The sequence below is a fragment of the Microbacterium sp. Root1433D1 genome, from assembly GCF_001426835.1.
In the GTDB taxonomy this organism is placed as follows: domain Bacteria; phylum Actinomycetota; class Actinomycetes; order Actinomycetales; family Microbacteriaceae; genus Microbacterium; species Microbacterium maritypicum.
On record NZ_LMFN01000003.1, the window covers coordinates 868,577 to 893,223 of the forward strand.

The 24,647-nt window shown below is 69.6% G+C and carries 23 protein-coding genes; 8 read left to right on the forward strand and 15 right to left on the reverse strand.

Annotation, left to right across the window (positions count from 1 at the left end; translation table 11 throughout):
- Positions 1-20: 20 nt before the first annotated feature.
- The 5 genes from ASD13_RS15135 to ASD13_RS15155 are packed head-to-tail and all read left to right on the forward strand — an operon-like array spanning position 21 to position 4,912.
- On the forward strand, positions 21-419 hold the full coding sequence (locus ASD13_RS15135) for a cytidine deaminase (RefSeq protein ID WP_017828470.1): 399 nt from the start codon (positions 21-23) through the stop codon (positions 417-419).
- Positions 416-1,729: a thymidine phosphorylase gene (locus tag ASD13_RS15140; protein WP_055870876.1), complete on the forward strand. Its 1,314-nt coding sequence runs from the start codon at positions 416-418 to the stop codon at positions 1,727-1,729. Before ASD13_RS15135 ends, ASD13_RS15140 begins: the two co-directional genes overlap by 4 nt.
- Before the next feature lie 50 nt (positions 1,730-1,779).
- On the forward strand, positions 1,780-2,895 hold the full coding sequence (locus ASD13_RS15145) for an adenosine deaminase (protein WP_017828472.1): 1,116 nt from the start codon (positions 1,780-1,782) through the stop codon (positions 2,893-2,895).
- On the forward strand, positions 2,895-4,004 hold the full coding sequence (locus tag ASD13_RS15150; RefSeq protein WP_055870878.1) for a polysaccharide deacetylase family protein: 1,110 nt from the start codon (positions 2,895-2,897) through the stop codon (positions 4,002-4,004). Before ASD13_RS15145 ends, ASD13_RS15150 begins: the two co-directional genes overlap by 1 nt.
- A 26-nt stretch (positions 4,005-4,030) precedes the next feature.
- Positions 4,031-4,912, forward strand: a complete 882-nt coding sequence (locus tag ASD13_RS15155) for a carbohydrate kinase family protein (protein ID WP_055870880.1) — start codon at positions 4,031-4,033, stop codon at positions 4,910-4,912.
- A 3-nt stretch (positions 4,913-4,915) separates the two neighbouring features.
- Here the strand turns inward: ASD13_RS15155 and ASD13_RS15160 are convergent, their stop codons facing one another.
- From ASD13_RS15160 to ASD13_RS15205, 10 genes are all read right to left on the reverse strand, one after another.
- On the reverse strand, positions 4,916-5,662 hold the full coding sequence (locus ASD13_RS15160) for an alpha/beta hydrolase (protein WP_055870883.1): 747 nt from the start codon (positions 5,660-5,662) through the stop codon (positions 4,916-4,918).
- A 9-nt stretch (positions 5,663-5,671) separates the two neighbouring features.
- Complete coding sequence (locus ASD13_RS15165) at positions 5,672-6,637, reverse strand: SDR family oxidoreductase (protein ID WP_055870886.1); 966 nt, start codon at positions 6,635-6,637, stop codon at positions 5,672-5,674.
- Positions 6,637-7,587, reverse strand: coding sequence for a bile acid:sodium symporter family protein (locus ASD13_RS15170; protein ID WP_055870889.1), 951 nt, complete (start codon positions 7,585-7,587; stop codon positions 6,637-6,639). The genes ASD13_RS15165 and ASD13_RS15170 overlap by 1 nt, the downstream gene beginning before the upstream one ends.
- Positions 7,584-8,876 (reverse strand): flavin-containing monooxygenase, encoded by a 1,293-nt coding sequence (locus ASD13_RS15175; protein WP_055870892.1) that lies wholly within the window; start codon positions 8,874-8,876, stop codon positions 7,584-7,586. The genes ASD13_RS15170 and ASD13_RS15175 overlap by 4 nt, the downstream gene beginning before the upstream one ends.
- Positions 8,877-8,961: 85 nt before the next feature.
- Complete coding sequence (locus ASD13_RS15180; RefSeq protein WP_055870895.1) at positions 8,962-10,119, reverse strand: mannitol-1-phosphate 5-dehydrogenase; 1,158 nt, start codon at positions 10,117-10,119, stop codon at positions 8,962-8,964.
- Entirely contained in the window at positions 10,116-10,550 is a 435-nt protein-coding gene (locus ASD13_RS15185) for a PTS sugar transporter subunit IIA (RefSeq protein WP_055870898.1), read from the reverse strand. The genes ASD13_RS15180 and ASD13_RS15185 overlap by 4 nt, the downstream gene beginning before the upstream one ends.
- Entirely contained in the window at positions 10,547-12,181 is a 1,635-nt protein-coding gene (locus ASD13_RS15190; protein ID WP_055870901.1) for a PTS mannitol transporter subunit IICB, read from the reverse strand. The genes ASD13_RS15185 and ASD13_RS15190 overlap by 4 nt, the downstream gene beginning before the upstream one ends.
- Positions 12,178-13,863, reverse strand: a complete 1,686-nt coding sequence (gene ptsP, locus ASD13_RS15195) for a phosphoenolpyruvate--protein phosphotransferase (protein ID WP_082531528.1) — start codon at positions 13,861-13,863, stop codon at positions 12,178-12,180. The genes ASD13_RS15190 and ptsP overlap by 4 nt, the downstream gene beginning before the upstream one ends.
- The gene (locus tag ASD13_RS15200; protein WP_055870903.1) at positions 13,860-14,141 is read right to left on the reverse strand and encodes an HPr family phosphocarrier protein; all 282 of its coding nucleotides are present in this window, start codon (positions 14,139-14,141) and stop codon (positions 13,860-13,862) included. The genes ptsP and ASD13_RS15200 overlap by 4 nt, the downstream gene beginning before the upstream one ends.
- Positions 14,138-14,455 carry a PTS sugar transporter subunit IIB gene (locus ASD13_RS15205; protein ID WP_055870904.1) on the reverse strand — a complete coding sequence of 106 codons (318 nt, stop codon included), beginning with the start codon at positions 14,453-14,455 and terminating at the stop codon, positions 14,138-14,140. Before ASD13_RS15205 ends, ASD13_RS15200 begins: the two co-directional genes overlap by 4 nt.
- Before the next feature lie 167 nt (positions 14,456-14,622).
- On the opposite strand from ASD13_RS15205, the gene ASD13_RS15210 reads away from it, so the two are divergent.
- A complete protein-coding gene (locus ASD13_RS15210) occupies positions 14,623-16,545 on the forward strand; it encodes a BglG family transcription antiterminator (protein WP_055870907.1) in 1,923 nt (640 codons plus the stop codon).
- 13 nt (positions 16,546-16,558) lie between these two features.
- Here the strand turns inward: ASD13_RS15210 and ASD13_RS15215 are convergent, their stop codons facing one another.
- From ASD13_RS15215 to ASD13_RS15225, 3 genes are read right to left on the reverse strand one after another with little or no spacing between them, the layout of a single operon-like run.
- A complete protein-coding gene (locus tag ASD13_RS15215; protein ID WP_017828486.1) occupies positions 16,559-16,822 on the reverse strand; it encodes an HPr family phosphocarrier protein in 264 nt (87 codons plus the stop codon).
- Between the two features lie 2 nt (positions 16,823-16,824).
- Positions 16,825-18,495 carry a phospho-sugar mutase gene (locus ASD13_RS15220; RefSeq protein ID WP_055870909.1) on the reverse strand — a complete coding sequence of 557 codons (1,671 nt, stop codon included), beginning with the start codon at positions 18,493-18,495 and terminating at the stop codon, positions 16,825-16,827.
- The gene (locus ASD13_RS15225; protein WP_017828488.1) at positions 18,492-19,325 is read right to left on the reverse strand and encodes a purine-nucleoside phosphorylase; all 834 of its coding nucleotides are present in this window, start codon (positions 19,323-19,325) and stop codon (positions 18,492-18,494) included. The genes ASD13_RS15220 and ASD13_RS15225 overlap by 4 nt, the downstream gene beginning before the upstream one ends.
- Positions 19,326-19,373: 48 nt before the next feature.
- Between ASD13_RS15225 and ASD13_RS15230 the strand changes: the two genes are divergently transcribed.
- Positions 19,374-20,822, forward strand: a complete 1,449-nt coding sequence (locus ASD13_RS15230) for an NAD(P)H-quinone dehydrogenase (RefSeq protein WP_055870910.1) — start codon at positions 19,374-19,376, stop codon at positions 20,820-20,822.
- 63 nt (positions 20,823-20,885) lie between these two features.
- On the opposite strand, the gene ASD13_RS15235 is transcribed toward ASD13_RS15230, so the two are convergent.
- The gene (locus ASD13_RS15235) at positions 20,886-22,652 is read right to left on the reverse strand and encodes an acetyl/propionyl/methylcrotonyl-CoA carboxylase subunit alpha (protein WP_055870912.1); all 1,767 of its coding nucleotides are present in this window, start codon (positions 22,650-22,652) and stop codon (positions 20,886-20,888) included.
- A gap of 78 nt (positions 22,653-22,730) precedes the next feature.
- The gene (locus ASD13_RS15240) at positions 22,731-23,369 is read right to left on the reverse strand and encodes a Maf family protein (protein WP_055871245.1); all 639 of its coding nucleotides are present in this window, start codon (positions 23,367-23,369) and stop codon (positions 22,731-22,733) included.
- A 23-nt stretch (positions 23,370-23,392) separates the two neighbouring features.
- On the opposite strand from ASD13_RS15240, the gene ASD13_RS15245 reads away from it, so the two are divergent.
- Positions 23,393-24,637: a class I SAM-dependent RNA methyltransferase gene (locus tag ASD13_RS15245; protein ID WP_055870914.1), complete on the forward strand. Its 1,245-nt coding sequence runs from the start codon at positions 23,393-23,395 to the stop codon at positions 24,635-24,637.
- Positions 24,638-24,647: the final 10 nt, after the last annotated feature.

Sequence of the window (24,647 nt, forward strand, 5' to 3'; positions counted from 1 at the left end):
AGGGAAGAGAGAACATCGCAATGACGGACATCGACTGGGATGAACTGCGCCAGGTCGCAACCGACGCCATGACCAAGGCGTACGCGCCGTACTCCCGCTATCGCGTGGGTGCGGCCGCCCTGGTCGGCGACGGCCGCATCGTGGCCGGCTGCAACGTCGAGAACGCCTCCTACGGCGTGACGTTGTGCGCCGAGTGCGCTCTGGTCGGCGACCTGCACATGTCCGGCGGCGGCCAGCTCGTCGCGTTCGTGTGCGTCAACAACGAGGGGCAGACCATCATGCCGTGCGGACGCTGTCGCCAGCTGCTGTTCGAGCACGCGATGCCCGGGATGCTGCTGGAGACCGTCTCCGGCATCCGCACGATCGACGAGGTGCTGCCCGACGCATTCGGGCCGCGCGACCTGGAGGAAGCACGATGACCGCTGCACCGGCTCAGGGAGCCATCGAACCGTTCGACGCGATCGATGTGATCCGCGCCAAGCGCGACGGCGGTGCCGTGCCGGAGCCCGCGCTTCGCTGGATGGTCGACGCCTACACGCGCGGCTACGTCTCCGACGCGCAGATGGCGTCGTTCGCGATGGCCATCTTCCAGCGCGGCATGGAGCGCGATGAGATCCGCGTGCTGACCGACGCGATGATCGCCTCGGGGGAGCGGATGAGCTTCGCCTCTCTCGGCAAGCGCACCGTCGACAAGCACTCCACCGGCGGCGTCGGCGACAAGATCACTCTGCCGCTCGCGCCTCTGGTCGCCTCGTTCGGCGTGGCCGTTCCGCAGCTGAGCGGTCGTGGACTCGGCCACACCGGTGGCACGCTCGACAAGCTCGAGTCGATCCCCGGATGGCGCGCCGCTCTCAGTAACGAGGAGATGTTCGCGCAGATGCAGGGCGACGTCGGCGCGGTCATCTGCGCGGCCGGCTCCGGCCTCGCCCCCGCGGACAAGAAGCTGTACGCACTGCGCGACGTCACCGGCACGGTCGAGGCGATCCCGCTGATCGCATCGAGCATCATGTCCAAGAAGATCGCCGAGGGCACGGACGCTCTCGTGCTCGACGTGAAGTTCGGATCCGGCGCATTCATGCAGGACATCGATCGCGCCCGCGAGCTGGCACGCACGATGGTCGCGCTCGGCACCGACTCGGGTGTCGCGACGACGGCGCTGCTGACCGACATGAATGTGCCGCTCGGGCTCGCGATCGGCAACGCCAACGAGGTCAGGGAGTCCGTCGAGATCCTCGCCGGCGGCGGACCGTCGGATGTGCGCGAGCTGACGATCGCCCTGGCACGCGAGATGCTCGCCCTCGCCGGGCAGCCGGATGCCGACGTGGAGGCCGCCCTCGATGACGGACGCGCGATGGACACCTGGAAGGCGATGATCCGCGCCCAGGACGGCGACCCGGATGCCGCTCTTCCGACGGCTCGCGAGACCCACCAGGTGCTCGCACCGGCCGATGGCATCGTCACGCGCATGGACGCCCTCCCGTTCGGCGTCGCCGCGTGGCGTCTGGGTGCGGGGCGCGCCAGGGCACAGGACCCGGTGATCTTCGAGGCGGGCATCGATCTGCACGCGAAGCCGGGTGACCGCGTCGTCGCCGGCCAGCCGCTCTTCACGCTCTCCGCCGCGGACGACGCCCGATTCGGCAGGGCGCTCGACGCTCTCGAGGGCTCCTGGGCGATCGGAGACGAGGCTCCGGTCACCGGTCCCATCGTCCGCGAGCGCATCACGGCGTGACCTTCGACCGCTAGCCTGAACTGAGCACATCCGCGACCGAGAGGATCACCATGTCGATCGATGCGAACGGCGACGTCACGCTTCAGGGCGTCTCCCTGCGGAGCCTGCCCAAGGTCTCGCTGCACGACCACCTCGACGGCGCGCTGCGGCCCGCCACGATCATCGAGCTCGCGGATGCGATCGGCCTGGAGGTTCCGGAATCTGAGCCGGCAGCTCTCGGGTCGTGGTTCGCGAAGCAGAGCGACTCCGGCTCGCTGGTCGAGTACCTCAAGACGTTCGACCTCACGACCGCGGTGATGCAGACGCAGGAGGGCCTCACCCGGGTGGCGCGCGAGTTCGTGCAAGACCTCGCGGCCGACGGCGTGATCTACGGCGAGGTGCGCTGGGCCCCCGAGCAGCACCTGGCTCGCGGCCTCACCCTCGAGCAGACCGTGGAAGCCGTGCAGCAGGGCATCGAGGAAGGCGAGGATGCCGCCGACCGCGCGGGGCGCAGCATCCGTGTCGGCCAGCTGATCACCGCCATGCGGCACACCGACCGTGCCCTCGAGATCGCCGAGCTCGCGGTGGACTTCCGCGGCCGCGGCGCCGTGGGCTTCGACATCGCCGGTCCCGAAGACGGCTTCCCGCCGTCGAACCACCGCAAGGCGTTCGACTTCCTCGCCGAGAACTTCTTCCCCGTCACGGTGCATGCGGGAGAGGCGGCAGGCCCCGCCTCCATCCGCTCGGCTCTGCTGGACGGACGCGCACTGCGGCTCGGACACGGTGTGCGCATCGCGGAGGACCTCGATGTCATCACGCAGGAGGGCGACGAGGTGCAGGTGCAGTTCGGTGACCTCGCGCGCTGGGTCCGCGACCGTGAGATCCCGCTCGAGCTCTCGCCGTCGTCGAACCTGCAGACCGGTGCGATCGCCGCGTGGGGCAACACCATGGTGGATCACCCCTTCGACCTGCTGTACCAGCTCGGATTCGCGGTCACCGTGAACGTCGACAACCGCACCATGAGCGCCACCTCTCTCACCCGTGAGCTCGCGCTGCTGGTGGAGGCGTTCGAGTACGATCTCGACGACCTCGAGACGTTCCAGTTCAACGCAGCAGCCGCAGCATTCCTCCCGGTCGAGGAGCGGGAGGAGCTCGTCGAGATGATCGCCGAGGGCTTCGACGCCTGATGATGGCTTCCGGGGGGAAGCGGCGCTCGCGCGCCGCGATCATCATCAGCGCCGCCGTGGCGGTCGTCGTCGTCGGAGGAGCGGCAGCCGCGTTCGTGTGGTTCACCCGCACGCCGGAGAACACGGTCCCGAAGGCGCAGTCCGGGGCTATCGAGCATCCGCTGACGCCGGCGGAGCAGATCGTGGCGGACGCGAACGACCCGCGAGCGTGTGCGGTCACGTTCACGGGCGAAGGTGCTCCTGCGGAGCCGATGCTGCAGTTCCAGGAAGCTCTGTATCAGGGACTGCCCATCCCGCAGCTCGACGGCCGGGTCTTCGCCGGCTGGTACCCGAGCGCGGCGGATGCGGGAGCTTTCGCGGTCGCAGCCCGCGTGAACGGCGCCGACCCCGTGGTGTGCGTGGATCAGCAGGTCGAGCTCTTCGCCGCCTGGAAGACGCCGGAGGAGAACGCCGCGGAAGACGTGCGGGTGCCCATCCTCATGTACCACCAGTTCACGGCCGACCCCGAGGGCGAGAAGGGCTGGCTGCGCGGCAACTACGCGTACATCGGAGACTTCGACGCGCAGATGAACCACATCGCGACCACGGGCTTCTATCTGCCGACGTGGGATGAGCTCAGCGCCTTCATCGACGGACGGCTCTCGCTGCCGGCGAAGAGCGTGATCATCACCGACGACGACGCCGATCAGACGTGGTTCGACCTCGCGGTACCGGTCGTCGACAAATACAAGGTGCTCTCGACGTCGTTCATGATCACGGCCTATCGGCAGGATCCGGCGCCGTCGATCTACGTGCAGCGCCGCTCGCACACCCACGACATGCACCAGGCCGGCGACAACGGCAAGGGCCGGATGGTCAACTGGAGCGCCGATCAGATCGCGGCCGACCTCACGACCTCGGCCGACATCCTCGGCGTGGGTCAGGTGGTCGCGTACCCCTACGGGCACTACAACGACACGACCAAGCAGGGCGTCGCTCAGGCCGGCTACGAGATGGGTCGCACCATCGAACCCGGATACGTGAAGATCGGCACGGACAAGCTCGCTCTTCCCGTGGTGCGCATCGACTACGGCATGGGGTTGGACGCGCTGGTCTCCCGCATCGGCTGAGGGGGACCGCACGGCAGGATGGTGTCATGCCTCCCGCCTCCGAACCCGCGTCCGTCTTCATCGTCGGCCCCGCGTCGTGGAACCGTATCGTCGTGCTCGATCGGTTGCCGGAACCGGAGCCGCACATGCAGTTCGCCGAGGACACGTGGGAGACGGTCGGCGGGACCAGCGCCGGCAAAGCGCTCAGCCTGACCGCACTGGGCCGCACGACGCGGCTGCATGCCATCACCGGGACGGACGCGGAGGGTCGACGCGTCCGCGAAGCCCTGCGTGCCTCCGGTGTGCGGACGCGGTGGAGCGACGGCATCACCGAACGGCATCTGAACCTGATGACACCGGCGGGGGAGCGCGTGTCGCTGTACCTGTCGACGCCGCAGGAGACGCGAGGAGAGCATGACGAAGAGGTGCGCGACGAGATGACGGCGGCCGATGCCATCGTGCTCGATCTCGCGGCGGAGCCCCTGCGGCTGCTGCCGGTCGCTCGAGCGACCGGCACCCCGATCTGGGTGGACGTGCACGACTACGACGGTACTGCGCCCTTCCACCGGCCGTTCCTCGACGCCGCTCACGCCGTGTTCTGCAATGCGGACCGCCTCGATGACCCGGTCGCGTTCCTGCGCTCACGCATCGCGGCGGGGGCCGGCCTCGCCGTGTGCACCCTGGGCGCCGACGGGGCGGTGGCGATCGACGGGAACGGAGAATTGCACCGGGTTCCAGCTGTGCCCGTGGCGGTCGTCGATACGAACGGCGCCGGTGATGCCTTCCTGGCCGGCGTGCTCGATGCGCGTCTCGACGGGGCGGACGTCACCGCCGCACTCGGAGCAGGGGCCCGAGCCGCGGCATCGGTTCTGCGCACACGGCACCTGCATCCGCTGCTCGACCCGATCCTCGGGACGGCGGGGGAGTGACCCTCACGGGGCGAGTGGCGCGAGGAAGCTCTCGGTGAGACGGGTGACCTCTGCGTGCATCTGCTCGCGAGAGATCGAGGGAGTGCCGTCCCCGTCCTGCGGGCCGTAGTCGCCGAAGGAGGCGTGCGAAGCGCCGTCGATCTCGACCATGTCGGCGTCGGCGGGCAGCTGGTCCCGTGCGTCGGCGATCTTCTCCGGGGTGGACAACCCGTCCTCGCTTCCGGACAGGCTGAGGACGGGGAGCCCGCTCTCGGACAGGTCGTTCGCGCAGTAGGAGGCGAACAGCACGAGCGCATCGGCGTCGGCGGCGAGCTGGCAGGCGCGTACGCCACCCAGGGAATGACCGCCGACGCTCCAGACATCGACGTCGGGGGCCGCAGCTGTGAAGGCATCGAGGCCGCGCGGATCGAAGAACGCCAGGTTCAGCCAGGGGCGGGTGATCACGACGGTGACCCCGTCCTCTGCGAGCACCTGCAGTATCGCGGCGTATGCCCAGGGGTCGACCTTGGCTCCGGGGATGAACACCAGTCCGCGCTCCGACGCGCCGTCGGCCGGGGTGAGGACGATGCCCTCGTCCGCGTCGGTCACGGTGATCGCCGGGTTCTCTCGCACGGCCGCGAGCGGTTCCGGCTCAGCGGCCATGACGCCGATCTGCGACCACGCGAGCACGCCGCCGACGGCGAGCACCAGCACGATCGCGACACTCCACAGAACACGCTTCAGGATCCGGCGTCCACGCTTCTTCTGCATGGCTCCACGCTACTGCGCCCGGCGTCTCTCCCGGGCGATCGTGGGGTGCGTGCGGAGGTACTCCTCGAAGGCCTGCCTGCTCGTGCGCAGCGGGGTGTAGCCGAACACTCTCTTGAGGTCTCCGTTGGCCAGGACCGGCCGGTACCGCAAGAAGGGGACCTTCTCCGGTCCGTGCTCCGTGAGACGCAGCATCCGCCCGATGCGCAGGGCCCCCGACAACGCCCACGCCGGGAGGACGAGTTGCGGCTTCCCCAGGCGTTCGGCGATCTCGGGAACGGTCAGGCATCCGTCTCCGGCGACGTTGAAGATGCCCGGTGGGCCGTCGGTCGCCGCGCGCACCATCGCCGCAGCCACGTCATCCACCCAGATGAAGACGAAGGGCGATGCGGCTCCGGCTATCCGGAGTATCCGTCGTCCATCCCAGAGCGCCGTTATCTGGTTCCGCACCGTCGGCCCGAGAATCGTGCCGATGCGGAACACCACCTGCTGGAGCCCGGGGTGGGCAGCCCGGTGCTCCGCGAGCATCTCCTCGACCAGGCGCTTGTGCCGCGCGTATGGGAAGGCGTCGTTGCCGCGCAGAGGCTGTTCCTCGTCGATCCATCGGGGGTTGTCCGCATGGTAGCCGTAGGCGGCCCCGGAGCTGGAGACCACGATCCGCCGGACACCTGCCTCCACGCACGCGGCGAGCACGTTCGCGGACCCGGTGACATCGACGCGATACTCCTGCTCGACGTCGCGACCGGGATTGACGATGGCTGCCAGATGCACGACCGTGTCGATCGCGTGCCGTCGCAGGAGCGGGGCGAGGCCGGCAGAGTCCGTCACATCCAGCGTCTCGTCGATGATGCCGTCGCGAGGCGCCCCGTGTCGAAGATCGCCGCAGACGACCAGCTCGACGTCGTCGCGGGCCGCGAGGGCCGCGGCGACATGCGAACCGAGGAACCCGCTTCCTCCCGTGATGAGCACGCGCGGCATCAGGCGGCCTCCGCCTTCGTGCGGCCGCTCGCGTCGCCGGACGAGGAGCCTGTTCGTCTTCTGGTGTGCCGCGCCCAGAGCCCGGCGAGCACGAGGCCGGCGATGATGTCCCAGATGCCCCACCAGCCGGCGACGACGGCCATGCCTCCGAGCCCGTCGAAGAACAGGAACACCAGCCCGAGGCCCAGGCCGGCGTTGCGGATGCCGACCTCGAACGTCATGGCCTTGCGCTCGCGGGTGCCGAGCCCGCCGATCACCGCTGTGCCGTAGCCGAGGGCCAGGGCGACAGCGTCGTGGACCGCGACCACGATCAGGATGATGCCGAGGACCTGCACGAACACCGCCCAGTTGCCCACGAGCGCGGCGATGATGAACCCGAGCAGCGCGATGAGGCTGAACCACTTCACGAACGGTTGCACACGGGCGCTGAACCGCGGAGCGCCGGCACGCAGCAGCAGGCCCAGCGCGAACGGGAGCCCCACGATGAGCAGGACCTCGAGCAGCATGCGCCAGGGATCGACGGCGACGTCACGCAGCAGCGTGCGTGCCGTCGGGTGCAGCGATCCCCAGAAGGTGATGCTGAGCGGCATCGCGAAGATGTAGATCAGATTCCCGACCGCCGTGAGCGAGACCGAGAGGGCGACATTGCCGCCGGCGCGGTGGGTGAGCACCTGCGAGATGTTCCCGGGTGGGCAGCACGCGACCAGGAGCATGCCCAGCGCCATCGACGGCGGAACGGGAAGCACGAGGGTGAGTGCGAAGGTGGCGATCGGCAGCAGGAGCAGCTGTGCGAGGATCGCGATCACGAACGGTTTCGGATGCTTCGCCACGACGCGGAAGTCGCTCGGCGAGGTGTCGAGGGCGATGCCGAACATGATCAGGCCGAGCACGACGTTGAGGATCGTGAGTGTGCCTGGCGTGAAGGACAGGACCACGTCGTTGACGTTCACGCCGACACCTCCAGCGCCATCTTCTCGCGTCGCACAGCGCCCCGGTAAGCGTCCTTGTTGACGTAGTACGCCATCCGGTCCAGGCCCAGGTAGCGGTAGCCGCCGGTCACATCGGGCCAGGGTGCTCCGGTCACCCGCTCGCGGAAACGGGCGGCGCGCGCGGGGTCCTCCTCGACGGCGGAGAGGTAGGCCGCGAGCAGCTCGGCCTGTTCGTAGCGGCCCTGCCAGCCGATGCCGGAGGCCTCGATCATGCCCATCACGTAGAGGCCGTTGAACGATGCGGGGAAGACATTGAGGAACAGCCGGGGCGAGGCGCCGCGCCAGTGCAGGTGCTCCCTGTCCACGAACGGGTAGTCGAGGGTGTACCCGGTGGCGAGCAGCACCAGGTCGTAGTCGTCGGCGCTGCCGTCGCGGAAGTGCACCGTCGTCCCCTCGAATCGGGCGATGTCCGGCCGGATGCGCAGGTCGCCCTGCCCGAGGTGATTCAGGATCAGTGTGTTCACGATCGGGTGCGACTCGTAGATGCGGTAGTCGGGCCGGGGGAACCCGAACCGCACGGGGTCACCCGTGAAGGCCCGTAGCACGCGGCTGTCGACCGCCTGCTTGATGCGCGCCGGCAGTGGGCGTCCCTGGTTGAGGGTGTCGCTGGGCCTGCCGAACAGGTAGCGGGGTACGAAGTAGTACCCGCGCCGCACACTCATGTCGACCGAGACCGCATGGTGCACGGCATCCACCGCGATGTCGCAGCCGGAGTTGCCTGCGCCGATCAGCAGCACGCGCTTGTCCTTCAGCTGCTCGGGCGACTTGTAGGCACTCGTGTGCAGCAGCTCGCCGCTGAACTCCCCGGCGAACGTCGGCACGTTCGGCTCGGCGAGCGTCCCGTTCGCGAGGACGACTCCGGGATACCAGCGGGTCTCGTTCCCCGTGGGGCCCGCACTGGTCAGGTCCCAGCCGCCGTCGCGCGGCTCGAGGCGGGTGACCCTGGTGTCGAACCGGAACAGCTCGGTGAGTCCGAAGTGCTCCGCGTAGTCGTCGAAGTACTCCTTGAGCACCCGGTGACCGGGGTAGTCGACGCGAGAGCGCATCGGGAACTCGGCGAACTCGGTGGTCGTGCGCGAGGAGATGAGGTGTGCGGATTCGTACATCGTGCTGCGGGGGTTGGTGATGTCCCACAGCCCGCCGACGCCGTGCGACGCCTCGTAACCGTCGACGGTGACCCCGCGCGTGTGCAACGCACGTGCTGCGGCGAGGCCCGACGGCCCTGCGCCGATCACGGCATATCTGTTCATCTGGCTCCCCGCACATCGTCGTGCTCGAAAAACGCCCCCGCCCACCGATCGTATCGGCAGCGCGGGGGCGTGGATGAGCTGTGGGTCAGGCGACCTCGAGGCCGTGCTGCCGGGCGGCGACGGCGTCGCGGACCGAGCGGAACAGCGGATGCTCGGGGTCGAGGCCCGTCGTCCTCGTGGTGAGAGCGTCAGGGTCCTCGGTCCGCAGCAACTGCTGCAGCTCGACCGACTGCTCGTCCGCCGGGTCGTCGAACTCGAGCGCCGCCGAGACGGCCGCCACCAGAGCCTCAGTGGGCAGGCCGCGCTCCGCGGCCATGGCGGCAGGACCCACGAAGCGCTCGTGCCGCGAGATCTTGCGCAACGGTTGGCGACCGACGCGCTGGACGGTGTCGATGAGTGCTGGGTTGCGGAACCGGTCGAGGATCGTCGCACGGTAGCCGGCGAGATCGTCCGGGTCCAAGCCGTGCTCGGCGACCAGAACCGCCGACGTCTCCTCGAGAGCCGCCGAGACGCTCGCCGCGATGGCGGGGTCCGCCAGAGCATCCGAGATGCGTTCGATGCCGGCGCGGGCTCCGAAGTACGCGGTAGCCGCATGGCCCGTGTTCACCGTGAACAGCTTGCGCTCGATGTACGGGGCCAGATCGTCGACGAAGTGCGCACCGGGGATGTTCGGCAGGTTCCCCCCGAACGGCCCTGACTCGATCGCCCATTCGAAGTAGGGCTCGACCGTGACGTCGACGCCCGACCCCTCCGGCTGCGCCGGGACGATGCGGTCCACCGCCGTGTTCGCGAAGACCGCTCGGGCGAGCAGAGTCTCGGCATCCGGTCCTGCGGCCGTCACGATCTCACGGCGGAGCAGATCGGTGGCGCCGATCGCGTTCTCGCACGCCATCACCTGCAGAGGTGCGGCATCGGGGGAGCGGAGGGCGAGTCCCGCGACGATCGACGGAGCCACGAACCTCAGCACGGTCGGTCCGACCGCTGTGGTGACGACGTCGGCCGATGCGACCTCCTCGGCCACGACCGCGGGATCCGTCCGGCTGTTCACCGCCCGGAATCCGGTGACGACGTGATCGGTCCCTCCGGGGCCGGCCTCGTGCACGGTGTACGAGTCGACCGCGTTGATCGCATCGACCAGCGCATCGGCGACGTCAGAGAACACGACCTCGTACCCGCCCTCGCGCAGCAGCAGACCGACGAATCCGCGCCCGATGTTGCCCGCCCCGAAGTGGACCGCCTTCATCCTTCGTTCACCTCCGAGAGGAGGGCGTAGAGCTCCTCCGAGGTCTTCGCCGCGGAGAGCCGTGCCACATCGTCCTCCTCCGAGAACAGGATCGCGATCCGGGAGAGGATCTCCAGATGCTCGTCGCCCACTCCGGCGATGCCGATCACGAAGGTGGCCGGGTCGCCGGACCAGTCCACACCGCCGTCATAGCGGACGACGGAGAGCGCGGAGGCGAGGATCGTATCCTTCGCATCGTTGGTGCCGTGCGGGATCGCCAGCCCGTTGCCCATGAAGGTCGAGACGGTCTCCTCGCGCTGTCGCATCGCGTCGACGTAGGCCGGGGTGACGGCTCCGGCGGCGACGAGGATGTCGGTCGCCTCCTGGAGAGCTTCGTCCCGCGATGCGCCTCCGGGGTGGATGCGGACCTGTTCGGGGGTGAGAACGCTCATTCGCTTTCCTTTCGCTGCTGTCGCACCATCTCGACGACCTCTTCGTACTTGGGCGAGTTCATGAAGTTGTCGACCGACACGTGGACCGAGTTCGGCGACTTCGCGGTGGCGCGCTCGGTGAGCTGCTGCTGCGTGATCACCACGTCGGCCGTTCCGTCGAGGTTCGCGATCGCCTGGTTGGTGACCGTGATGTCCTCGATGCCGGCCTTCTTGAGCTTGTTGCGCAGCACGCTGGCACCCATCGCGGACGATCCCATGCCGGCGTCGCAGGCGAACACGATGCGCTCGATCGGCGCGGTCGCGACCGCCGTCGGGCTCGGGACGGCAGCGGACTCGGCGGCCGTGCCCGACGTCGAGGAGCGCAGCGCATCCATCGCTGCCGACGACTTGCCCTTGTTCGCCTCGGTCTGTGCGATCGCGGCGCCGAAGGTGTCGCTCTCGGCCTCGAGGTCGCGCTTGCGGGACGCGCGCAGGATCACGCCGGTGATGAGGAAGGTGACGGTGGCGGCGATGATGACCGACAGGTACACGACCACCAGATTGCCGACGCCGGCCCCGAGGGCTGCGAAGGTGACCGCGATGATGCTGCCCGGTGCTGCCGGGAAGGCCAGACCGCCGCCGAGGACCATGTTCGTGGTGACTCCGGCCGCACCGCCCGCGATGAGGGCGAGGATCGTGGTCGGCTTGCTCAGGGCGTACGGGAAGTAGATCTCGTGGATGCCACCGAAGAACTGGATGATGGCCGCGCCCGGTGCGGATCCCTTGGCAGCGCCGACGCCGAAGAACGTGAAGGCGAGCAGCAGGCCGAGGCCGGGGCCGGGGTTCGCCTCGATGAGGAACAGGATCGACTTGCCGGTCTCTGCCGCCTGCTCGATGCCGAGCGGGGTGAACACGCCGTGGTTGATGGCGTTGTTGAGGAACAGCACCTTGGCCGGCTCGACGATGATCGACACGAGCGGCAGCAGCTGCAGCGCGACGAGCCAGTCGACGGCCGCGCCGAGAGCCGCGCTGATACCGAGCATGACGGGACCGAAGGCGAAGAAGCCCACGATCGCGAGGATCATGCCGAGGATGCCGGCGGAGAAGTTGTTCACGAGCATCTCGAAGCCGGGACGGATCTTGCCGTCCCAGATGCTGTCGACCTTCTTCATGATCCACGCGGCGATCGGGCCCATGATCATGGCGCCCAGGAACATCGGGATGTTGGTTCCGACGATCACGCCGACGGTGGCGATCGTGGCCACGACACCGCCGCGCTCGCCGTAGACCATACGGCCGGCCGTGTTGGCGATGAGCAGCGGGAGCAGGTAGGTGACCATCGGGCCGACGAGGCCGACGTAGGCGAGGATGTTGCCGTCGGCTGCCTCGGCGGTTGCGGTCATGGCGCCCTGCCAGCCGATGACGGCGGAATCGCCGCCACCGCCGACGATCTCGGCCACACCGGCCCAGTGCCAGCCGAAGGGGCTCTCCGCGCCGAAGAAGCCCTTCGGGATGAAGAGCATCGTGATGAAGCCCCAGGCGATGAAGGCTGCGATGTTGGGCATGATCATGCCCGAGAGGAATGTGCCGAAGCGCTGCACTCCTACGCGGAGGCCGCCGGGTCTGGTGGCGGCAGGTGACGTCGTCGTCATGATGTCGTCTCTTTCTTGTGGAGGGGGAGTTCCGCGGCGAGAGCTGCCACGGCGGTTCGGGCGGAGGAGGCATCATCGGCAGCCAGGGCGGCCGCAGCGAGGCTCCGCGCCTCGGACGGGGTGCGCTCGGACAGCGCGTGTCGCACATCGGCCAGCGCCGACGGGGCCATCGAGAGGCTGGTCGCGCCGAGCCCGACCAGCACGACGGCCAGCAGCGGGTCGGCTGCGGCTTCGCCGCAGATGCCCACGGGCTTGCCGAGACGCGCGCCCGCATCGCCGACCTCGCGCACGAGGCGCAGGACGGCAGGATGCCAGGGGTCCTGGAAGCCGGCGACCGAGCCGAGCATCCGGTCGGCAGCCATCGTGTACTGCGTGAGGTCGTTGGTGCCGATCGAGGCGAAGTCGGCGTGAGCGAGAACGCGGTCGGCGAGCAGCGCGCTCGCCGGGATCTCGACCATGACGCCGGCCGTCTTCAGCCCGTACTCGCGGGCGAGGGTCGTGAAGTACACCGTCTCCTCGACGGTGGCCACCATCGGCGCCATCACCCACAGGTCGGCCTCGGTGGACGCATCGGCCTCGGCGAGAGCGGTGAGCTGCTCGCGCAGGATGTCCTCGCTCGCGCGCAGCGCCCGCAGGCCGCGAAGACCGAGGGCCGGGTTCTCCTCGTGCGCGTCGTTGAGGAACGCCAGCGGCTTGTCGGCGCCGGCATCCAGCATCCGGACCACGACCTTCTTGCCGGGGAACGCCGCCAGCAGCTCGCGGTACGACTCGCGCTGCTGGGCGATCGTCGGCGCCTGCGCCGAGGAGAGGAACAGGAACTCGGTGCGGAACAGCCCGACGCCCTCGGCCCCCCGAACGACCGCATCGGCCGCGTCTGCGGGCTTCCCCAGATTCGCGAGCAGCGCGACAGGCGTGCCGTCGGCGAGGGCGCCGGGAGTCGGTGGGGCGGAATCGGCCGACCGGCGAGCAGCCGCGCGCTCCGTGGCGCGCGCCTTCTCGTCCTCCGTCGGCTCGCACGTGACGACGCCGCTGGCCGCGTCCACGATCACGGTCTCGCCGGTGGTGAGCATCTCGCCGTCGGCGACGCCGACGATCGCGACGATGCCCTTCTCCCTCGCGAGGATCGCGGTGTGAGAGGTGGGTCCGCCGTCGGTCGTGATGAGCGCCAGCACCTGGTCCAGGTCGAGGAGCGCGGTGTCGGCGGGGGCGAGGTCGCGCGCCACCAGGACGAACGGGTGTCCCGGGTTCGGCACGCCGGGGGCCTCGACGCCACGAAGGCGGGCGAGCACACGCTGTGCGATGTCGTCGAGATCGGCCGCGCGCTCGCCGAGGTAGCCGCCGACGGCCTCGAGCGTGGCGCGGAAGCCGGCGAACGCATCGTGCACGGCCCACTCCGCCGTCGCTCCGGCGTCGATCCGGGTGTCGACCTCGTCCTGGAGCGTCGGATCCTCGGCGATCATCGCCTGTGCCTCGAGGACCTCCTGCGCGGATCCTCCCGCGGCCTCCCCGCGCTCGTTGAGCTCGCTCGCGACGATCGAGACGGCGTCGCGCACCCTGGCGCGTTCGGCATCCGCACCCGCGGTGCTGGGAGTGTTCTCCGGGGCGGGCATCGCCTCGGCCATGCGGACGATCGGTCCCTGGGCGACCCCGAGGCCGATCCCCACCCCGCGCAGCTCGCTCATCCGGCGGCGTCCTGGTCGTGGTCGGTGGTGAGGAGCTCGGTGAGCGTGTCCAGCACGTTCTCGGCACCGGCGCCGTCGGCCGTGAGGGTGACGTAGTCACCGTGCTCGATCGCCAGCGCGATGACCCCGAGGATGCTGGCGGCGTTGACGGCCTTGCCCGAATCCTTGGCGATCGTCACGGCGATGCCGGAGTCCTTGGCCGCCTGCGCGAAGAGCTTCGCGGGGCGCGCGTGCAGTCCGTGGGAGGAGCCGATCCGGACGGTGCGAGTGGCGGTCATGATGTTCCTTTCGGGGTTTCGCCGTCAGCGGCGAGGATCGATCGGGCGAAGACGAGGGTGCGTGAGCCGTCGAGGTCGGCGAAGACGTCGTCCGGCAGCACGGCGACCGGCGCGCTCGCCTGGTCGCGGATCGCGGCGAGGCGTTCGGCCAGGTGCGGGCCGACGAGGACGAGGTCGTGAGCGGAGCCGGCGACGGAGGTCTCCATGCCCGCTGCCGTCTCCCAATCGAGACCGGCAGCGGCTGCCGCGCGGCGCAGCCGCTGTGCGACGAACGTGCTCGATGCGCCCGCACCGCACACCACGAGAATCCTCATCGATGCCCACCCTTCCTGAGAACAGTCTGGGAACCGCCGAGGGGTCGGCGCCAACACGTTCCTTTCCGCCCCTGCGGAACAGGCTCTTCCGCCCGCGGACGCAGGGCACCTGACATCATGGAGAACACGTCGAGACAGTGCGGTCAGCACGCGGGAAGGGGAGGACCATGTCGCGCCAGCGCCAGGACCAGCTCCTCGCGGCGCTGCTGCGTCAGGAGGGCTGGGCGACGGCCGCGAGCCTCGCCGACCTCATGGGGGTGACGCCGCGCAGCATCCGCTCCTATGTCGCGGCGCTGAACGCCCGCGCTCCCGGGGCTGCGGTGATCGAGTCGGGCCCTGCCGGCTATCGCGCCGGATCCGGTGCCCGTGGCGCGCTGCGGATGCGTCAGAGCGGAGAGTCCGCACCGCGCGACCGCCTGCACACGCTGGTGCGCCTCCTGCTCGACGAGCACGGAGGGATCGACGTGTTCGACACCGCCGAGGATCTGCACGTCAGCGAGGCGACGCTCGAGGCCGACCTGGTGCGCGTACGCGGTCTGCTCGACGGGACGGACCTGGTGCTCGAGCGAGAGCGCGAGACCGTGCGGCTGCGAGGCAACGAGACGGCGCAGCGTCGTCTTCTGAGCAGACTCGCCCATGACGAGATGGATGACGCCTCCTTCCATCCCGAGACATTCCGCCGCGCGCTCTCCGGTTCCGCAGTCGCTGCGAGCGCGGTCGGACCCTTCAAGTCGTCACTGGTGCGCGAGCTCGGTGAGCTCGGCTACTACGTGAACGAGCTCGCCATCTCCGACGTGCTGCTGCACATCGCCATCGCCGCGGAGCGGGTCGCGGCGGGGCACACCCTGGAGTCGAGCCCGGCGGGTACTCGCGAGGAGATCCCGCGCGTCGGAACCGTCATCGCCCGCCTTGCTTTCGAGCACTTCTCCGTGGCCCTCGGCGAGGGCGACAGCGGCCATCTCGCCTCCCTGGTCCTCACCCGCATCGTCGCGCCGGGAGAGGATGCGACGCGCGAGGTCGCGCGCAGCGGTGTGGATCCGGCCGTCGAGGCGGCCGTGCGCGCGGAGATCGCACGAGCCGCGGAAGACTTCCAGGTCGACCTCGTGGATGAGACGTTCGTCCTCCGCCTCGCGGTCCACGTGCAGAACCTGCTGCGGCGAGCCGAGGAGAGCGCCCTCACCCGCAACCCGCTCACCCGGTCGCTCAAGACCACCTACCCGATGATCTTCGAGGTGGCCGTCTCGATCGCGAGCGGCCTGCACGACCGCGTCGGCACGCCCATCCACGACGATGAGATCGCGTACATCGCGATGCACGTGGGCGGGCGCCTCGAACGCAGTCGGAAGGCGGAGTCGATCCTCACCGCCACGATCGTCTGCCCGGGGTATCACGAGCTGCACGAGCTGCTCCGCTCCAGCGTCGACCGCTCGCTGGGCTCGGCGATCGAGGTCACGACCGTCGTGACGAACGTCGACCCCGACTGGTCGTCGTTCGACACCGACCTCGTGCTCAGCACGATCGAACCTGGGTCCTCCGGCGACCGTTTCGTGCGCATCCAGCCGTTCCTGACCGACGCCGACGTCGACCGCATCCAGCAGGCGGCGGCTCGGGTGCGTCGGGGACGACGTCTCACGCGCCTTCGGGGTGAGCTCGCCCGCTACTTCCTGGCCGACGCCTACGTGTTCCCGCTGCCGGACGAGGGGGAGGAGGCGATCATCCGACGCCTCGGCGGGCTCCTCGTCCAGGCGGGGCTGATCGGCGAGGACTACGTCGAGAACACCATCGTGCGCGAACGGATGTCCTCGACCGCCTTCACGGATGCGCTCGCGGTCCCGCACGCGCTCCAGATGACCGCGAGCCGCACCGCCATCGCCATCGGCGTCGCCGACGGCTCTGCGGCGTGGGGCGGAGGACGCGTGCAGGTCGTCGCGCTCGCGGCCTTCAGCGAGAGCGATCGTGCGGCGTTCCAGACCGTGTTCGAGCAGCTGGTCGAAGTGTTCAGCGAGCGCGAGAGCGTGCAGCGGATCGTCCGGAAGGGGACGACCTTCGAGGCGTTCCTCGACGAGCTCGTCTCCGTGATCGACGGCTGACCGCGGTCACCCGTCATCCGCGGGGAGCGAGCACCTCCGCGAGCTGATCGAGAACGGCCTCAGCCGTCGCTGAGGGCGCCGTCTCGAGCACGACCGAATCCCCCGAGGCGATCCCGAGGTCCATGACCGCCAGCACACTGGTCAGGTCGACGATCGTGCCGTCGCCCGTGCGGAGGGTCACCGGAGCGGTGTGGGACTGCGCGAGTCGTACCAGCTCGGCCACCGGTCGGGCGTGCGCACCGTTGTGCGCGCTGACGACGAGGTGTCGGACGGGCATGCTCAGGAACGCTCGTCGAGCAGGGCGCGGACTCCGGCTTCGAGCTCTGCGACCGCCTCGCGCGCACTCTCCGCCGACTCCGCGCGGGCGTCGATGTAGACCTTGAGCTTCGGTTCGGTGCCGCTGGGGCGCACGATCACCCGTGATCCGTCGACGAGACGGTACCGCAGCACGTCGCCGGATGGCTGGCCCGGCGCTGCCTGCAGAAGATCCTCGGCGGAGGCGATCGAACGTCCGGCGATGTGCGTCGGAGGAAGCGTGCGCAGCGCGAGCATCACGTTGCCGATGACCGCGAGGTCCTCGACGCGCACCGACACCTGGCCGCTCGCGAAATGCCCGTAGGTCTCTCCGAGCTCATCGAGCAGATCGACGAGCGTGGCTCCCCGGTCGCGTGCCTCCGCGGCGAGGCCGAGGATGGCGACCGCGGCCGACACACCGTCCTTGTCGCGCACGGTCTCCGGGTTCACGAGGTAGCCCAGTGCCTCCTCGAAGCCGAAGACGATGCCGGGGGCGCGCGAGATCCACTTGAACCCGGTGAGGGTCTCGTGGAAGTCGAGTCCGTGGTGCGCCGCGACGGCACCGAGACCGGGGGAGGAGACGAGGGAGCACGCGAGCGATGCACCAGGGGTTCCTGCCGCGGCGCGGGCAGCCCGTGCGCCGAGCAGGAGACCGACCTCGTTGCCGGTGAGACGTCGCCATCCGTCCGCTGTCGAGGCATCGGGCACGGCAACGGCCAGGCGGTCCGCATCGGGGTCGTTCGCCAGGATGAAGTCGGCCTTGACCCGGCGGGCCCTCGCGAAGGCGAGATCCATCGCTCCCGGTTCCTCGGGGTTCGGGAACGAGACGGTGCGGAACGTGGCATCGGGGGTGAGCTGTTCGTCGACGACGAAGGGCTGAGGGTAGCCGGCATCCTTCACGATGCGCGACAGCGTCTCCCAGCCGACCCCGTGCATCGCGGTGTACACCCACCGCATCCCCGTGGTGCCCGCCGGGGCCGGGGCCACGGCGACGGTCGCGGCGATGTAGGCCTCGACGACCTCTTCACCGGCTGTCTCGTAGTCCGTGGAGCGCGGGAGCGTCGCGACGGATCCCGCGTCGGCCGTGCGCTGGATGTGCGCGGCGATCTCGGCGTCTGCGGGGGCGACGATCTGCGACCCGTGGTCGGCGCCGCCGAGGTACACCTTGTAGCCGTTGTCGTTCGGCGGGTTGTGGCTCGCGGTCACCATCACGCCGGCATCGGCTCCGAAGTGGCGCACGGCGAAAGCGAGCACGGGCGTCGGGAGGAGCCGGGGGAGCAGGATCGCGCGCAGACCTGCCCCGGCGAACAGCTCGGCGGAGTCCGTCGCGAACACGCGGGAGTTGCGGCGTCCGTCGTAGCCGACGACGACTGTCGGCATGCGTCCGTCGGACTTCTCGCGCAGGTAGGCGGCGAAGCCCGCGGCGGCCTGCGCGACGAGCACCCTGTTCATCCGGTTGCTGCCGGCACCGAGCTCGCCGCGGAGACCGGCGGTCCCGAACGCGAGCCGCGTGCGGAAACGGTCCTCCAGGTCGGCGATCGCCCCTTCGTCGCCGGCGGCGGCACGGGTGATCACACCGGCCAGCTCGTCGCGCGTCTCGTGATCCGGGTCCTGTCGCAGCCAGGCCCTGGCCTGCGCGAGCAGCTCCTCGTTCACAGGGCCTCGACCACCCTCGCCAGGAGCGCGGAGATCACGGGTTCGGCCTCACGTCCGGCTTCGATCACCTCGCCATGGCTGAGCGGGGTCTGCTGGATGCCCGCGGCGAGGTTGGTGATGAGGGAGAAGCCGAGGATCTCCATGCCGGCCTCGCGGGCGGCGATCGCCTCGAGCGCGGTCGACATGCCGACGATGTGACCGCCGATGTGCTTGGCCATCTGCACCTCCGCCGGGGTCTCGTAGTGCGGGCCGCGGAACTGCGTGTAGACGCCCTCGTCGAGCGTCGGGTCGACGGTGCGGGCGACGTCGCGCAGGCGCTTCGAATAGAGGTCCGTGAGGTCGACGAACGTGGCGCCCTCGAGCGGGGAGTCCGCGGTGAGGTTGATGTGGTCGCTGATGAGCACGGGCTGACCGGGCGTCCACGTCTCGCGGATGCCGCCGGCGCCGTTGGTCAGCACCATGATCTTGGCGCCGGTGGCGGCGGCGGTGCGCACGCTGTGCACCACGCGACGCACACCGTGAGCCTCGTAGTAGTGGGTGCGTGCACCGATGACGAGCACGTTCTTGCCGTCGGGGGTGCGGATGCTGCGCAGGGTGCCGACGTGGCCTTCGAGCGCGGGCTTGGAGAAGCCCGTGACCTCGGTCGCGGGGATCGTCGCGACGGTCTCGCCGATGATGTCGGCGGCCTTGCCCCAGCCGCTGCCGAGGGTGAGGGCGATGTCGTGCTTCTCGACACCGGTCAGACGTGCGATGTCGGCTGCGGCCTGCGCGGCGACCTCGAACGGGTTCGCGGTCGGGTCGTCGAGGGGGTTGCTGTGCGTTTCGGGCATGGATCCACTCTAGGAAGGTGCAGGCTCGGGTGCCAGGATTGCGCGAGAATGGATTCCATGTCTTCCACCACTTTCGAGCGCACTCAGCGCGTCGCCGTCCTCGGCGGCGGTCCCGGCGGCTACGAGGCGGCCCTCGCGGCTGCCCAGTTGGGGGCCGAGGTCACCCTGGTCGAGCGCGTGGGAGTCGGCGGATCCGCCGTCCTCACGGACGTCGTGCCCTCGAAGAGCCTGATCGCCACCGCCGATGCCGCCGTCGCCATCTCCGAGGCGAGCGACCTCGGTGTGAACTTCTACGCGAAGGGCGATCACTCCAGGCCGCTCAAGCCGGAGATCGCGATCAACCTCGCCGCGGTGAACAAGCGCCTGCTCGCACTGGCGGGTCAGCAGTCCGAGGACATGCGCGCCACGCTCCTCGAAGCCGGGGTGCGCATCCTGTCCGGACACGGCCGCCTCGAGGGGCCCACCGCGATCATCGTGTCGACGGGCCAGGGCGGCACCGACTTCGACCGGGTCGAGGCCGACACGATCGTCGTGGCCGTCGGCGCCTCGCCGCGCGAGCTCGACTCGGCCAAGCCCGACGGCAAGCGCATCCTGACCTGGACCCAGCTGTACGACATGAAGGCCCTTCCCGAGCACCTCATCGTGGTCGGATCCGGTGTCACAGGTGCGGAGTTCGCCTCCGCCTACATGAACCTGGGGGCGAAGGTCACGCTCGTCTCGAGCCGCGAGCAGGTGCTCCCCGGCGAGGACAAGGATGCCGCAGCCGTTCTCGAGAAGGTGTTCAAGCGCGGGGGGATGCAGGTGCTCTCCAAGTCCCGCGCCGACCGGGTCGAGGTCACCGACGAGGGCGTCACGGTCACGCTGTCCGACGGGCGCACCGTCGACGGCAGCCACTGCCTCATGGCGGTCGGGTCGATCCCGAACACCGCGGGCATCGGTCTGGAGGAGGCCGGCGTCGAGCTCGACGAGTCGGGGCACGTCCGTGTGAACCGGGTCGCGCGCACCTCGGTCCCCAACGTCTACGCCGTCGGCGACTGCACGAACTTCTTCCCGCTGGCCTCCGTCGCCTCGATGCAGGGCCGCACGGCCGTGTTCCACGCCCTGGGCGACATCGTCATCCCGCTCGAGCAGATCAAGATCACCTCGAACATCTTCACCGCGCCCGAGATCGCCACGGTCGGCTACGGCGAGAAGGACGTCGAGGACGGCGTGGCCGACGGCCTGGTCTACAAGCTCCCGCTCGCGGCGAACCCGCGCGCGAAGATGATGGGCATCAAGGACGGCTTCGTCAAGCTCATCGCGCGCAAGGGATCGGGCACGGTGATCGGCGGCGTGATCGTCGCTCCCAAGGCCTCGGAGCTGATCTACCCGATCGCGGTCGCCGTCGAGCGCCGTCTCACGGTCGACCAGGTCTCCCGGGTCTTCGCGGCGTACCCCTCGTTGTCCAGCAGCATCACCGATGCGAGCAGGGCGATGCACCTCGTGAACATCTCCTGATCCGCGGAGACATGCGAAAGGCGCCCCACCTCGGTGGGGCGCCTTTCGCGTCGATGCGGTGCGTCAGCTGATCGTGAGCAGCTGGTGTCCTGCGGAGACCGTGGCGCCGGCGTCCGCGTTGATGTTGCCGACCACGCCGTCCTTGTGCGCCTGCAGCGGCTGCTCCATCTTCATGGCCTCGAGCACGACGACCAGGTCGCCCTTGACGACCTGCTGTCCGTCGGCGACGGCGATCTTGACGACGGTGGCCTGCATGGGCGACTTGACCGCGTCACCGGATGCTCCGGCGTTGGCGGTGGTGGCGTGGCTGCGACGCGACGGCGGGACGGCGGCAGGGCGCCCGGCAGTGCCGGCCGCGACCGCGACGCGATCGGGCAGGCTCACCTCGAGACGCTTGCCGGAGACCTCGACGACGACCGTGTGACGCGATTCCGCAGGCGTCGGCGCCTCGAGCTCGCCGTCCCACGCGGGGATGTCGTTGACGAACTCCGTCTCGATCCAGCGCGTGAAGACGCCGAACTCGCCGTTCTCCGCGGTGAACGCGGGATCGCGCACGACCTTGCGGTGGAACGGGATGACGGTGGGGAGCCCCGCGACCTCGAACTCGTCGAGCGCGCGGCGCGAGCGCTCCAGTGCTTCCGCCCTGTCTTTGCCCGTCACGATGATCTTCGCCAGAAGCGAGTCGAACGCACCCGAGACCGCGTCGCCGGCGGTGACGCCGGAGTCGAGCCGGATGCCGGGACCCCCGAACGTCTTGAAGACGTGGATCGGGCCGGGCTGGGGCAGGAACCCGCGACCGGGGTCCTCGCCGTTGATGCGGAACTCGATCGAGTGCCCCTGCGGCTTCGGGTCGTCGTAGTCGATGGTGCCGCCGGCCGCGATGCGGAACTGCTCGCGCACCAGGTCGATGCCGGTGACCTCTTCGGAGACCGGGTGCTCGACCTGCAGGCGGGTGTTCACCTCGAGGAACGACACCGTGCCATCGGCGCCGATGAGGAACTCGCACGTGCCGGCGCCGACGTAGCCGACCTCCTTGAGGATGGCCTTCGACGCCGAGTAGAGGAGGTCGTTCTGCTCCTGCGTGAGGAAGGGGGCGGGCGCCTCCTCGACGAGCTTCTGGTGGCGGCGCTGCAGTGAGCAGTCGCGCGTCGAGATGACGACGACATTGCCCTCGGCGTCGGCCAGGCACTGCGTCTCGACGTGACGCGGCTTGTCGAGGTACTTCTCGACGAAGCACTCGCCGCGTCCGAAAGCGGCGACGGCCTCGCGGGTGGCGGATTCGAACAGCTCGGCGACTTCGTCGAGCTCACGCGCCACCTTGAGGCCGCGTCCGCCGCCGCCGTAGGCCGCCTTGATGGCGATCGGCAGACCGAACTCCTTCGCGAAGGCGATGACCTCGTCGGCGCCTTCCACGGGACCGGGAGTGCCGGGGGCGAGAGGTGCGCCGACCTTCTCTGCCACGTGACGCGCGGTCACCTTGTCTCCGAGCGCCTCGATGGCCTCGGGCGACGGGCCGATCCAGGTCATCCCCGCACCGATGATGGCGCGAGCGAACTCGGCGTTCTCGGCGAGGAACCCGTATCCCGGGTGCACCGCGTCGGCACCGGCGCGGCGGGCGATCGAGAGGATCTTCTCGATCTGGAGGTAGGTCTCGGCACTGGTCGAGCCGCCGAGGGCGTAGGCCTCGTCGGCGAGGCGGACGTGCAGAGCGTCGCGATCCTGGTCGGCGTAGACGGCGACCGAGGCGATTCCGGAGTCCCGGGCGGCGCGGATGATGCGGACGGCGATCTCGCCGCGGTTGGCGATGAGCACCTTGGCGATAGCAGGCATGCTTGCCAGCCTAGCGAGAACGATCCCGATCCCTTTGACGACTCCCCACAAGAAAGTCGAGAAAACGTGGAGGGGAGTCTACGACCACAGGTCCGTCCAGCGGACGCCGAGCTCGGCCGCCAGGCGGCGGACGGTCGACAGCGACATGCCGACGACCGTCGAGGGGTCGCCGTCCACCCGCGTGATGAAGGCGCCGCCCAGGCTGTCGACAGTGAAGGCCCCTGCCACGTGCAGTGGCTCTTCGGAGGCGACGTACGCGGCGATCTCCGCGTCGCTCACGTCGTGCGCGAACGTCACGGCGGCTTCGGCGACGGCGGTGGCTTCGGTGGGCTCTGATCCGGGAGCGACCCGGAACACGGAGTGCCCGGAGTGCAGGATGCCCGTCGCTCCACGCATCTCCTGCCAGCGCCTGGTCGCCTCCTCCGGGGTGTAGGGCTTGCCGTACACCCGCCCACCGAGGGCGAACATCGAGTCCCCGCCGATCACCAGGCCGTCGAAGGTGCCCTCGTCGGCGAGACCGTGCGCGACGGCCGCGGCCTTCGCACGGGCGAGCAGCAGCACCAGTTCCGCCGGCGGCAGGGGTGCGCCTCGTTCCGCCTCTGCGGCGGCGGCGACGGCGTCCTCATCCACATCCGGCGACACCGTGAGCGGTTCGATGCCGGCCTGGCGGAGCAGCATGAGTCGGGCGGGGGAGGTGGAGGCGAGGCAGACGCGCATGTCCACCACCGTATCCTCGAAGAATGACTTCCTCCCCAGCCGACGTGCTCGAACTCGACATCACCGGCATCGCACACGGGGGCACCTTCGTCGCCCGCCACGAGGGACGCGTGGTCTTCGTCTCCGATGCGATCCCCGGTGAGCGCGTGCGTGCCCGCGTGATCGCCCCGCAGGAGGGCGCTGATGCGTCGACCCGCAGCTTCTGGAGGGCGGAGACCGTCGAGGTGCTCGAGGCCTCGGAGCACCGCCGCCCGCACGTGTGGGCGGAGGCCGACGTCTCCCGTGATCCGGCGGACCGCCCGGGCGGCGCCGACCTGGGCCACATCGATTTGGACCACCAGCGCGAGCTCAAGCGGCGTGTTCTGACCGAATCGCTGGACCGATTCGCGGGCAGCGGCCTCGAGGCCCCCGAGATCGAGTCCGTGGAGTCGGGCGACGGCCTCGGATGGCGCACGCGCGTCACCCTGCACGTCGACGACACGGGAGTGGCCGGGCCGTTCGCCGCTCGCAGCCACCGCGTCGTCCCCGTGACCTCGCACCCGCTCGCACGGCCGGCGATCGCCGAAGCGGCACTCGCACTGCAGGGCGAGGCCCCTGGCCGCATCGAACTCGTCGAGCCCGCCGACGGCACGGTGCGCATCATCCGTCGCGAGGAGACCGAGCGTGCACCACGGGTGCAGAGGGGCTTCCGCAAGCGTCCCATTCCCGAGGTCATCCACGAGATGGTCAACGACCGGCGCTTCCAGGTCGACTCCACGGGCTTCTGGCAGGTGCACCCGCGCGCGGCCTCGGTGCTCGATGCCGCCGTCTACGGGATCCTCGACGGGCACGTCGACGAGCAGAAGTCGCACTACGACCTGTACGGAGGGGTCGGTCTGTTCGCCGCGACACTCGCCGATCTCGGCGGCACCGACATCGTGACGGTCGAGTCCAGCGCCCGCGCCACCCAGCACGCGGCCGCGAACCTCGCTCCCCTCGAGGTGAATGCGGTGACGGCGCGCGTCGATCGTTTCCTGGCCACGCAGAAGCGCGGGCGCACAGGAGCCGTGGTCCTCGATCCCCCGCGCGCCGGTGCCGGTCGTCAGGTGGTCGAGGCGATTCACGCGCTCGCGCCGGATGCCATCGCGTATGTCGCGTGCGATCCGGTGGCCCTCGCTCGCGATCTCGGCACCTTCCGGACTCTCGGATGGAACGTGGACCGCCTTCGTGGCTTCGATCTGTTCCCGCACTCGCATCACTTCGAGGTCGTCGCGCTGCTCACCCGGTGAGCGATCCTCG